Annotated in this window: 6 protein-coding genes, 5 tRNA genes and 1 rRNA gene; all 12 read right to left on the minus strand. The window is 44.6% G+C overall.

The genetic code is table 11. The features are described 5' to 3' along the window. Positions 1 to 841: 841 nt before the first annotated feature. The gene (locus RQP52_RS15895) at positions 842 to 3,886 is read right to left on the minus strand and encodes a glycoside hydrolase family 2 TIM barrel-domain containing protein (RefSeq protein WP_315952757.1); all 3,045 of its coding nucleotides are present in this window, start codon (positions 3,884 to 3,886) and stop codon (positions 842 to 844) included. A gap of 61 nt (positions 3,887 to 3,947) precedes the next feature. Then, positions 3,948 to 4,772 carry a carbohydrate ABC transporter permease gene (locus tag RQP52_RS15900; protein WP_315952758.1) on the minus strand — a complete coding sequence of 275 codons (825 nt, stop codon included), beginning with the start codon at positions 4,770 to 4,772 and terminating at the stop codon, positions 3,948 to 3,950. Next, on the minus strand, positions 4,772 to 5,635 hold the full coding sequence (locus RQP52_RS15905) for a carbohydrate ABC transporter permease (protein ID WP_315952759.1): 864 nt from the start codon (positions 5,633 to 5,635) through the stop codon (positions 4,772 to 4,774). The genes RQP52_RS15900 and RQP52_RS15905 overlap by 1 nt, the downstream gene beginning before the upstream one ends. A gap of 118 nt (positions 5,636 to 5,753) precedes the next feature. Continuing rightward, the gene (locus RQP52_RS15910) at positions 5,754 to 7,061 is read right to left on the minus strand and encodes an extracellular solute-binding protein (protein ID WP_315952761.1); all 1,308 of its coding nucleotides are present in this window, start codon (positions 7,059 to 7,061) and stop codon (positions 5,754 to 5,756) included. 198 nt (positions 7,062 to 7,259) lie between these two features. Next, positions 7,260 to 9,026 carry a sensor histidine kinase gene (locus RQP52_RS15915; protein WP_315952763.1) on the minus strand — a complete coding sequence of 589 codons (1,767 nt, stop codon included), beginning with the start codon at positions 9,024 to 9,026 and terminating at the stop codon, positions 7,260 to 7,262. A gap of 23 nt (positions 9,027 to 9,049) precedes the next feature. Further along, positions 9,050 to 10,591, minus strand: coding sequence for a response regulator transcription factor (locus tag RQP52_RS15920; protein ID WP_315952764.1), 1,542 nt, complete (start codon positions 10,589 to 10,591; stop codon positions 9,050 to 9,052). Positions 10,592 to 10,809: 218 nt separating this feature from the next. Continuing rightward, positions 10,810 to 10,880 (minus strand) — tRNA-Trp (locus tag RQP52_RS15925). A gap of 6 nt (positions 10,881 to 10,886) precedes the next feature. Continuing rightward, positions 10,887 to 10,962 (minus strand) — tRNA-Phe (locus RQP52_RS15930). A 10-nt stretch (positions 10,963 to 10,972) separates the two neighbouring features. Beyond that, positions 10,973 to 11,045, minus strand: a tRNA-Val gene (locus RQP52_RS15935). A gap of 18 nt (positions 11,046 to 11,063) precedes the next feature. After that, positions 11,064 to 11,139 (minus strand) — tRNA-Asn (locus tag RQP52_RS15940). Between the two features lie 3 nt (positions 11,140 to 11,142). After that, positions 11,143 to 11,219 (minus strand) — tRNA-Ile (locus tag RQP52_RS15945). A 26-nt stretch (positions 11,220 to 11,245) separates the two neighbouring features. After that, a 5S ribosomal RNA gene (gene rrf / locus RQP52_RS15950) occupies positions 11,246 to 11,360 on the minus strand; the annotation flags it as partial.

Genomic DNA, 11,360 nt, shown 5'->3' on the forward strand with positions numbered 1-11,360 from the left:
TATGAAACGAATCTTCTTGAATATGCCTCCTCTCCTTCTCAACTTGGCATTACCCTCAAATCAAAAGTGAGCGCATATCAAGCATATATGTCCCTCTAGCTATTTGTATTTACAGATTTCAGGCATTTCTTGTAATTTTATGGCAATCTATTGTGTGGGTCGTATCGTCGCCTGGCTGACGTCCATTCAGACTGTTCACCAACAGCAACTCCTACCTCACCCTGCAATTTACATAAGAGTTGAACGAAAGTTTTACGATTGGAGGGAACTAGGGTACTCTATTTGGGGGAAAATGAGTTGTTTTCCTTTCCTAGCAGAACTACAGGGTCTTCTTTAGCCTCCATGACATGTTATTCATGTAAAATCGGCAAAATAGTAGACTGTAGTTCCCTTTGAAATGGAAAATAGTAAGTTTACAGGAAAATAGAGGACTGTAGTTCCCTTCCAAAAACTACGAGCCATTTGCACGGCGCAGGCGCGTTGTGGATGAGTGTGACATTGGATGAAATCCAATGTCAGTCGCAAACAATGGCCACCGCCATCAGTATATTGCATTTTGTGCAATATTAAGGCCCCAGGTCGGCCGCTGCCTCCTTCAACGTTGTACAAAGTACAACGATTTGGTGAGGATAGCGCAGTTTTTACGCTATTTGCGTTGAATTCATTGTAGTTTGTGCAATGAAGAGTGGGGTGTTGGGGTTTAAAGCAGTTCTATGTTGTATAAAGTGCAGTATAGACATGGGCGCGAGGCGGTCATACCGAGCAGTTTGGTCACTTCACGCAAGACGACACAAAACAGCCCAAGACAAATGTCTCGGGCTGTTTCCATTTACATATATAACTAGTTTCCTGCACTAGCAATAACGAACTCAAACGAGATTTCCTGGTCAGCCGGAATCTGATATTCCTCATGCACAGGCGCTCCCCAGCTATCGTCGCCACCGACACCCATTTGTTTGCCGGCAACTGTTACAACCGTATAATGAACATCCGGCAGCTCCCAAGCATGGTCAGCATGCTCAAGCTCAAATGCCGTATATGGAGACAAATTGCATTCTACTGGAGCGTGTGGGTCAGCCTTAATCATAAGACCGTTCCCTTTCACATCCGTCACACTCACACGACGAACACCAGTTCGATTACCCGATTCCTGTGGCACGAGGTACGGTGTTGGCAACTGATCAACCTGACGGCTGAAGATTCCCAAACGAGCTCCGAAGCTGCGATCGCTATAGTTTTCTTCCGGTCCCATTGCGTACCATTCTGACTGGTTATAATCAGCCGACATCTTAAAGGAAACGGCAAGGATCGGAAGATTCGGCAGACCCGCTGCTCCTTTGTAATTCGTGTGTACCCGAATGGTTCCATCCGCATGCACCGTATAAGCAATACGAACGCTGACTTCAGAGCTAATGCTGAATCTGTATTCAAAGGCAACCGTTGCCGAGCTTTTCTCTTGCTTCAACTCTGTGCTGACACATTTGCGCGCCAGACTCGAGGCATACCAAGCGCCGGCCGTATAGCCCATTGCGGTACCTTTATCATTGTCTGTGGTAGCCCGCCAAAATAACGGAGCCGGAGGTATCGCAATCATCTCACGACCATGGTATCTAAGCGAAACAAGTGATCCTACCTGCTTCGAGAAAATGACGGCGAATCCTTTCCCAGTGACGCTGATATTGACGTCTCCCTCTACCACGTTGACTTCACCGGCAGGTTGTTCATTTTGACTATTTGCTTCTATGATGAAAGTGGATTGGCCAAATGCCGTCTCAAACCCGGCGTCGGCCCATATCGCAGACTCTTTGAGCACCAATGAAGCCTGGATGCAGTATTCACCTGATTGCCCATTCACGTCTGGCAGCTCGATCGGAACGATGCTTTCGCTCTGCGCTTCAACGGCAACATCCCTAAATCCATGACCGATTTCCGTTCCTTCATGATAAAGGCGATATTCAAGGACATACTGATCTGTGTTCACAAATAAATTTTCGTTAATTACTTTAATATGGTTTCTAGTAGGTTCCAACTTGATATTCTGATAAAGAAATTTAACTTCCTGCATCTTAGGAGTCAGCTGGCGATCAGCGAATACCAGTCCGTTGCCGCAAAAGCTGTAATCCGTAGGACGGTCTTGGAAATCCCCGCCATACGCCAAGAATTCACGGCCATTCCGATCTTTTTTCATAATCGCCTGATCGATATAATCCCAAATAAAGCCGCCTTGATACATTGGATATTTGTTTTCCAGCTCCGTATACTTGTGAAGCCCTCCGACGGAATTGCCCATTGCGTGCATATATTCGCAGCTGATATACGGTTTGGCCGGTTGGCTGTTGAGATATGCTTCAATGTCCGCAGGTTTGGCATACATTCTGCTTTCCATGTCGCTAGTAGCGTCATAATCACGATTGTGGAACACGCCCTCGTAGTGAACGAGTCGGCCTGGGTCCGTCTCACGGAAATAGTCGGCTACATTCAAAATAACTTGGCCGGCATAGGATTCGTTTCCGCAGGACCAGATGAGAATCGAAGGATGATTCTTATCGCGTTCAACCATCGAAATCGCACGGTCAAGTACGATATCCTGCCACTGCATATCGTTGCCCGGAATGTTCCACGAAGGCTCGACAGCCCCCATTTTCTGCCACGAGCCGTGCGTCTCCAAATTCATCTCGTCGATGACGTAGACGCCATACTCATCACATAACTCATACCATAAGGTCTGGTTCGGGTAATGGGAAGTACGGACTGCATTGATATTGCTGCGTTTCAGCGTTTGAATGTCCCATAACATATCCTGCTTCGTGATGGCTCGTCCGCTGCGGCTGTTGAATTCATGGCGGTTTACACCTTTGAATACGATCCGTTTGCCATTTAAGCACATCAGCTTGTCTTTCATCTCAAATCGGCGGAAGCCGGTCTTTTGCACGATGGCCTCGACCAAACTTCCGTTCTCATCGTAGATCGAAATACATGCCGCATATAAATATGGATTTTCTGCACTCCATGGCTGAACAATGCCCGCAGCGAGGTTGAAAGACAGCTTGCCGTTTCGGAATTCGCCCTTTTCTGTAAGAATCGCCTGTCCCTTAGCATCTTTCAATTCAAGCTTGGCACTAGCCGTTTCTGCATGAGCGTCTCGGAGATCAAGATCAATTTCGAGCAATCCTTCCACATACGCATCATCCAAATCTGCTTTTACACGCAAATCCCACACATGCACCTTAGGAACCGTATATAAGTATACATCCCGGAAAATGCCCGATAACCGCCAGAAATCCTGATCCTCCAGCCAGCTTCCTGTACTTCTTTGATAAACCTCAACGGCCAACTTATTCTCACCTTCACGAATATAAGGCGTGAGATCAAATTCCGAAGGTGTGAAGCTGTCTTCGCTGTAACCGACGAATTCGCCGTTAAGCCACACGTAGAAAGCTGATTCAACACCTTGGAAGGAGATATAAACCGGCTTTCCTTTCATCGTGTCTGGAAGTTGGAAATTTTTCACATAGCTGCCGACAGGATTATGTTCTTGCGAAATGTGTGGAGGACGCAGCGCTTCTACGCCATCCCAAGGATACATCGTATTCACATACTGCGGCTGTCCCCAGCCCTGCAGCTGAATATGTCCCGGAACTTGGATATGCTCCCAGCTGCTGCAGTTATAGTCCAATTGAAAAAACGATTGCACACGGCTCGCTGCGTTTGGCGCATAGCTGAACTGCCAGCTGCCATTCAAGCTATGCCTCATGTCCATGGATGCGCCTGCTTCAGCAGCAGCTATCGAGTGATAATAGCGGTGGTCGGAATGTGCGTCCAACCTGTTAACTCGAAATACACGCACATCTTGCAGCCAATCAAGGCTTGGAACCGAATGTTTCATGAATAATGCCTCCTGAGAAATAAAACTGAAATAACACCTATGTTTTGACTGCCATCAGCTCCTATTTTACTGAACCAACCATACCTGCAACAAATTGTTTTTGCATAAGGAAAAACACGAGCGCTGTCGGAATCGTCGAAATGACAATAGCGGTCATAATGACCCCGAAATCCGGTGCATAACTAGAGCCTAAATTTGAAATCAATAAAGGAATTGTGCGTTTCTCCGGCGTTTGCAGCACGATAAGCGGCCACAAGTAATTGTTCCAACTGGACATGAACGTAATAATAGCTGCAGCTGAATAGGTCGTTTTCATGGTTGGCATATAAATTCGGAAAAACAATCCTAATTCCGTTAACCCATCCATGCGTCCTGCTTCCAAAAGCTCTCTCGGAAACATTTTTGTGCTTTGGCGAAAGAAGAAAATGAGAAACGCCGTTGTAAATGTTGGAAGAACGACAGCAGTCATCGTGTTGATTCCGAGAAAAGGAACCGTCTTCGACAAGCTGGAGAACATTTGGTAAAGCGGAACCATCAACGCTGCGAACGGAATCATCATGGAGACAAGCAGCAAGTTGAACACGACATCCTTCGCTTTACTCCGATAAACTTCGAAAGCATACCCCGCGAGCGAAGCAACGAGCAAAGCCAATATCGTAGTCGATAAAGAAATTTTAAGGGAATTCCAGAGTGCAGGAATGAGATTGATGGAATCAACCAGTTTATTGAAGTTAGCGACAAAATGGGTACCCGGCAGCATTCTTCCCTGCGTTACATCCACAGAAAGATTCGTTGAACTAACGACCATCCATAGGAATGGGAAAATCGATATGACAGCTACGGCAAAAAGGAAAACATATACAATTGTTCGATTCAGTACTCTCATTATTTATCACCTGCCAATTTGATTTGAAGGACAGATAACACAATGATCATAGCTACAACCGAATAGGAGACTGTCGCCGCATAGCCAAAATCAGGTGTGTACTTGAAGGAAAGATTGTAAATATACTGCGATATGGAGAGGGTTGCGTTACCTGGGCCACCCTTCGTAATATTCATGATCTCGTCAAACAATTGCAGGGTTCCGATCGTTGATGTAATCGACGTAAAAAGAACGATTGGTTTTAGCATTGGGAACGTAATAAAGAAAAACTGTTTGAACGGAGAGGCTCCGTCGATGCGCGCTGCTTCATAAATCGAATTGTCGATATTTTGCAAAGAGGAAAGGAAGAAAATCATGTTGTATCCTGTCCAGCGCCATGTAATGGCAATAATAATCGTAATTTTCGCCCAGAAAGGATCGGAAATCCATTGAATCGGTTGTGCAATCAAGTGCATTTTCACTAAAGCCAAGTTGATAAGTCCATCATTGCCAAATAAATATTTGAATACGACGGAGTAGGCAACAAGCGAGGTGACACAAGGCAAGAAAATCGCTGTACGGAAAAATCCTTTGAAGCGAAGTTTGCTGTCATTCAATAAGACAGAGATCATCATCGCCAGAACGATCATAATCGGAACTTGAATGATTAGAAATAGAAACGTATTCTTTACGGCTGTGAAGAACGTTTTATCGCTCAAAAGCCGCTTATAGTTGCTGACCCCATTGAAATGCAGATTAGCCCCTGCGCCGGTTTTAAACGACAACAGCAGCGCCTGAATCATGGGATAGAAGTAAAACAAACAAATCATCAATACCGCTATACCGATAAACAGCCAACCTGTCAGTCTTACACGGTTACTCATTGAGTAGTTCAATTTATCCAGATCCTTCCTATATTGCATTTAAAAATCGAAACGCTGTCCCCCGCTTGCACGATCATGCAATTCGGGGGTCAGCGCCCTTTAGGTTAATTGGAAAAACTTACTTAATTTGAGACTCCGCTTGAGACTGAGCATCACTTAATACTTTATTGATATCCGTGCCTTTCAGGTAGTTCTGCATTTCTACTTTCAAAATATCTTCAATCGCATACGTATGCATGCCGTAGTTTACTTTAGGAATTTGCGTCGTCCACGTTGCGAAATCGGAAATGACTTTTTGACCTCCGAAGAAATCATCCGCTTTCGTGTAAGCTTCGCCTTGTGCTGCCGGTTTGTACGTACCGATAACACCAACGTCTGTTACTAACTTCTGGTACAGATTCACGTCGGAACCAAGTGTTTTGCCAAGGAATTCAGCTGCCGCTTCTTTACCAGGATTGTTCAATACATACCAGGAGCTGCCTCCAAGGTTTGATGCGTGAACAGAACTTGCTGTATTTTTCAACTTAGGAAAAGGTACAACCGCCCATTTTCCGGATTGGTCAGCTTGCGACTTAATCGAAGGCGTAATCCAGTTACCTGTCGGTACAGCTGCTACACTGCCGCTGTTGAAACCTGCCAGGAAGGAATTCCAATCTGACGTGATTTTAACGATGTTAGCGGACATCAATTCTTTGTATGTAGCAAAAGCATCTTTCAAAGCTGCGTTATCTTTCAGATCCGGTGTAGATCCGTCGCTTTTCAGATACCAAGCACCTGCGGACTGAATCATCATACGGATTAATCCAAGGTCATTCGGATCTTGCGTTAACAAATCTTTACCTGTTTTAGCTTTAACCGCTTTACCGATTTCAATCAGTTGCTGCCAGTTAATATCCTTCAAATCATCCAGTTTATAGCCTGCTTGTTGTAAATAATCCGAGCGAACATATAAACCTGTTACTCCGGAATCAAATGGAAGGCCATATTGTTTGCCATTCAAGCTTGTTGGACCGATTTTGTAATCAGCGAAATCGGATGCTTTGATGGATGCCGACAAATCTTGAAAAGAATCAGGATACGTTTTCAAAAAGCTTTGTGCACGATAATCTTCAATCAGTACAACATTCGGTAGACCCGTCGTTGTCCCGGAGTTCAAGCCCGTGTTCAACTTTTGAATAATATCATCTTGCGCATATTCAACAATGTTTATTTTCACGTCAGGATGATCTTTCGCATAAGCCTCTTGTGCCAGCTTCATCGCTGCAATGTTGAAGTTCTTATCCCAGGCCCAGACCGTAATTTCCTTCGCAGCTCCTGTTCCAGTTGGAGTCCCTGTCGCTGTTCCAGTTGTGTCAGGTGCTTTGCTTGAGCATGCAGATAGCAGCAAAAAACTAGCCAATAAAATGGTTGAAACTTTCTTTTTCATGTGCGCCCCCCGTGTAGTTTTGATTTTTTGAAAATGCTTTCTTTTAAAAGAATAGCATCTCGGAAATCCCTTCTGTTAGAAAAAAATTTGTCATAATTAGCGAAAATCTTGTGTATTGTATCCGCTATCATAATGACCATTTTGGTACTTTATTTATAATTTGTACTTTCTTTAGATTTCTATACATGGGGGGACTTGCTAAGTTCTCCAAGGAAGACTAATGGCAATTTTTGTTCCTTGCCCAAGCGTGCTCGTAATGGAAACTCCATATTTTTCTCCGTATAGGAGCAGAATGCGATCATGCACATTGCGAATGCCAATCCCTGTAAAAAGTTGTCTGGCACTCGTTGAGGTACGCTGCTCGCTTTTTGCTTCCGCAAGGTCCATGCCATCGCCGTTATCAACGATTTCACAGTGCAGCGTATCGCCTTCCTTCGTGATTATGACATAAATATATCCCGTCGTTTTTTTATTAAAAGCATGAAAAAACGCATTTTCAATAAATGGCTGGAGCATCAATTTAGGCACTTGCGACTTCAAACAATCCGGCGAAACGAAGTAATCCACCTTGATGCCGTTTCCATAACGCACTTGATTGATGAATACATAATGTTTTAAATTCAAAAGTTCCTGCTCAACAGATATCGTATCTTTCACATTGCTAATCGTATTTTGCAGGAGAGAAATCAGCGCATGAATCGTGTCAGTTGCCTTTTCTTTACTTCCTTGTTGAACCAGAATATTAACGGAAGTCAGCGTATTATAGAGAAAATGAGGGTTAATCTGCTGCTGCAGCGCAGCTAACTCAGCCTTTCGCTGCTCCTGCTGTGTCTCCACCAACTGAATAATATAATCGTTGAGCTCATCAAGCATATAGTTGTAAGCATTGCTAAGCTCTCTTGTCTCATACGAACCTGTCACCGCCATGTAGTTTAGAAAATTCTTTTTGGTGATGTTCGACATCTTCATGACAAGCGTCCTTAAAGATCGCGTTACTCTACGAGTGATAAAATATACAACAAGCACGGCCGTCAATACGATACCGGCGCCAATCATAAATAAGGCCTTCCTATTGAGCATCTGGCCTAGTGTCATTTGTTTATCAATCACATTGACGAGATAGAAATCATACATAGGTAAATAATCTGCCAAGACGATGACATCATGATTAAACAAAGTCATTTCTTGACTTGTCGCTTGGGATTGCTGGGCTAGCTTGGCGCTTGACAAGAGTTCCTCCGAAATGGTTCCGATCAGATCCTCCCTGTTGCTGGAAACAATCAAACCATTTTGATTCAAAATCATGACATCATTGCCTTGACTCGTGAAGCTCGCATAAATTTTCTTAAAATCACTCTCTCTAATCATCATGTAGAGCGATCCGTAACCTTCTTTGCTTTCTGAAGAAAGCAGCGCTTTGGTGGCAACAAGCCGATCTTCATTGGAGCCCCATGTTCCCGCCCTCATGAAGCTGTACATGATCCTGCCAGGCTGTTTCCATGTCTCTTGTGTTATTGGGCTGTTCTGGAGTTCCTTCGAAGAACCGGACCAGTAGGTGACATCGCTTACGTAGCTCCTGCCATTCATACCCAGAACGCTGATGCCAATATTTTTGGCCCCAATCCCGGACTGAATTCGCTTCATCTGATCACTCATACTGAAATTCGTTTTGAAATTCGTTAACGAATCCGTATCCCCCTCCGTTAGGAAGCTTCTAATCGCGCCGCTTTGCGCGACACTAATGGCAATATTTATATTGGAATAATGAATGGCGTCTAATCCCGTTTTAATCTGATTGATAATTTTCGAATTGGTAATACTGAACGTCTGGACGAAAAGCTTCTGCGACATTTGAACCGTGACCCAAGAGGTCAGAATCGTAACGGAAATAATGCTTACGACCATCACAATAAACATTTTAGTAAACAGACTTTGATCGGTTATTTTCTTTACCCATGCTCCCATTATGGATCCTAGTCCCTTCGTGCTTATTTTTTGCGATAGTGACTTGGGGAAATTCCCATCAGCTTTCGGAACACCTTCGTAAAGTAGCTGTGATCGGAGTATCCGACGAGGTTGCTTATTTCTGAAATGGAGAGATTAGGATTTTCGCGCAGCAACGTACAGGCTTTATCGATCCGGATCCGGTTCAAATATTCATTAAAACCTTCTTTATTATGAACCGTGAAGTAATTGGACAAGTAGGAAGGATTGAAGTGGAAGTGTTTGGCGACCTCAGTTAACGTCAGTGGCTGCGAAAAATGTTTGTCCATATACAATAAAATTTTCTGTATACCCGGAGATCCCGTCCGATTATCGCTGACGCACGATTCAGCCTCATTCAAAAACTTTTCTAACAAAAGAATAACTTCCCCAATATGCTCAGCCTCATGAATCGCACGAAAATACTCGTATTTGCCTTCATCCAACGAGCTTGCCTCATAGTGAAAATGCTTTAGCGTAACAATAATATTAAACAGACTGTGGTCCAAAAAAGATTTAAATTCAAACATGTCGGTATCCAGTCTGCCATTCATTGAGTGAGCATAAGTGCTAAGACGCCCAAAAGCCAAGTCAAACTCTTGATGATTCAGTTCTGCGGTGAACGCCTCCATGTCAAAAGGAGCTCCTTTCTCCGCCTGTTTCTCCAATTCATTGATAATGAGAAGTCTGCGATCCGGTAAAAAGAAGCGGTGGTCCAACACTTTCAACATGTCATTGGTATAAATATCGTGCAGCTCAGATAGATGTTCAAAAACATGGCTGAGCGCCACTACGATGGACATATGACCTTTATCGCTAGCTTCAAGCAGCTGCTGGGCTATCTGTACGGCATCCTCTTGTGCGGAGTTGTCTAGATTCAGCAGGTAGCGAATATAGCCGTCTTGATGCGAAAGGCGGCGTGTAGCGACGGGTCTATCCCTTTTTTGAATGATCGCTTTCAGTGCCGCTTCTAACCATTCCTCATTTCGGGTCAAGGACACGGATTTATCCTGTACCACCGAGAGTAAAACAAAACTGGAATACGGAACCATCGTACTTATTTCATTTCTGTCATAGTCAATGGAATAACCCGATATCAGCTTGTCCAGGATGTAATCAACCGACTGCTTTTTTTCACTTTTCCATTCCGAATGTTGAAAAGCGGGAATTCGTTCTGCCGTTTTCTTCAGAACAGCTAACATAGATACCGCGTCCAGCTTGGGCTTTAACATGTAGTCGGCGACACCGCTTTGAAACGTAGAGCGAACATACTCGAATTCTCCGAAGCTGCTGAGCACGACGATTTCCATCTCCGGGTACATGCCCTTTACGATTCTGGTCAATTCCTCGCCATCCATCACCGGCATGACGATATCAGTCAGCACAATGTTCGGTTGGTACAAATGAACCATCTCTAACGCTTCTTTGCCATTGGAGGCTTCACCCACAATTTGAAATCCTTCGCTTTCCCAATCCAAAAGATGCCGGATGCCTTGGCGCACCAACATCTCATCATCAACAATCAGAACCTTGCAATAAATCGTCATAACAGACTCCTTATCCAGATTTACATCATCTACCACTAGTACGACGTATTTTGTGCGATATCTTGCACGATTATAAATGAAATTATGGCTCTTGACGAGCGCTACGCTTACCGCATGAAATAATAGGATACCAACCTTTATTGTAAAATGGAATACAAAAAAGAGCTGCCGTGGCAGCTCCTAGATGTATAACAGAATGATGATAGCTTCATTTTGGACAGGGGCAGCAGGAATTGAACCCACACCAAAGGTTTTGGAGACCTTTGTTCTACCTTTAAACTATGCCCCTATAACATGGTGGCTCGGGACGGAATCGAACCGCCGACACGAGGATTTTCAGTCCTCTGCTCTACCGACTGAGCTACCGAGCCTTAGATGAAATGGAGGCTGACGGGATCGAACCGCCGACCCTCTGCTTGTAAGGCAGATGCTCTCCCAGCTGAGCTAAGCCTCCATGGGATAAAGAAGAAAGTGGCTCCCCGAACAGGACTCGAACCTGTGACAACTCGATTAACAGTCGAGTGCTCTACCAACTGAGCTATCAGGGAATATGGTAGGCCCTAGTGGACTCGAACCACCGACCTCACCCTTATCAGGGGTGCGCTCTAACCAGCTGAGCTAAGGGCCTGCAAAAAAATCCCCCATAGGGGTACTGCTTGGCAACGTTCTACTCTCCCAGAACCCTGCGGTTCAAGTACCATCGACGCTGGAGGGCTTAACGGTCGTGTTCGAGATGGGAACGCGTGGGTCCCCTCCGCCATCATCACCA

This window comes from Paenibacillus violae (genome assembly GCF_032461945.1).
Lineage (GTDB): Bacteria > Bacillota > Bacilli > Paenibacillales > NBRC-103111 > Paenibacillus_E > Paenibacillus_E violae.

Coding starts and splice junctions, on each gene's coding strand:
- RQP52_RS15895 (WP_315952757.1), bottom strand. CDS start 3,886: ATGAAACATTCGGTTCCAAGCCTTGATTGGCTGCAAGATGTGCGTGTA.
- RQP52_RS15900 (WP_315952758.1), bottom strand. CDS start 4,772: ATGAGAGTACTGAATCGAACAATTGTATATGTTTTCCTTTTTGCCGTA.
- RQP52_RS15905 (WP_315952759.1), bottom strand. CDS start 5,635: ATGAGTAACCGTGTAAGACTGACAGGTTGGCTGTTTATCGGTATAGCG.
- RQP52_RS15910 (WP_315952761.1), bottom strand. CDS start 7,061: ATGAAAAAGAAAGTTTCAACCATTTTATTGGCTAGTTTTTTGCTGCTA.
- RQP52_RS15915 (WP_315952763.1), bottom strand. CDS start 9,026: ATGGGAGCATGGGTAAAGAAAATAACCGATCAAAGTCTGTTTACTAAA.
- RQP52_RS15920 (WP_315952764.1), bottom strand. CDS start 10,591: ATGACGATTTATTGCAAGGTTCTGATTGTTGATGATGAGATGTTGGTG.